We start from the raw sequence: 254 nt of genomic DNA, 5'->3' as shown, positions 1-254 counted from the left end.
GGGGAGCGGTTACGACCGGAGGCCGAGACGCAAATCTTGCCCCAAGCCCCGCTGATGCCCTTTGATGCCACTGCACGGACTCCCTGGGCGGTGCCTTTTGCCTTTGATGACTACTTGGAGCTGGTCGACTGGACGAGCCGGGCGTTACGTGAGGATAAGTCTGGATCCATCGAGGCACGAGAACCCAAGCTCCTCGCGCGATTGAGCATTGATGGGAAGCAATTTATCGGCTATTCCGAGCGTCTTCTCAAGGC

Annotated in this window: 1 pseudogene; it reads left to right on the top strand. The window is 58.7% G+C overall.

Features of this window, described 5'->3' with window-relative positions:
• Positions 1–254 (top strand): annotated as a pseudogene (locus BQ17_RS21585) (transposase); the annotation flags it as partial.

The sequence above is a fragment of the Candidatus Thiosymbion oneisti genome (assembly GCF_900092655.1).
Lineage (GTDB): Bacteria > Pseudomonadota > Gammaproteobacteria > Chromatiales > Chromatiaceae > Thiosymbion > Thiosymbion oneisti.
The sequence above is the reverse complement of the archived record's forward strand: the minus strand, read 5'-3'. Positions and strand labels throughout refer to the sequence as shown.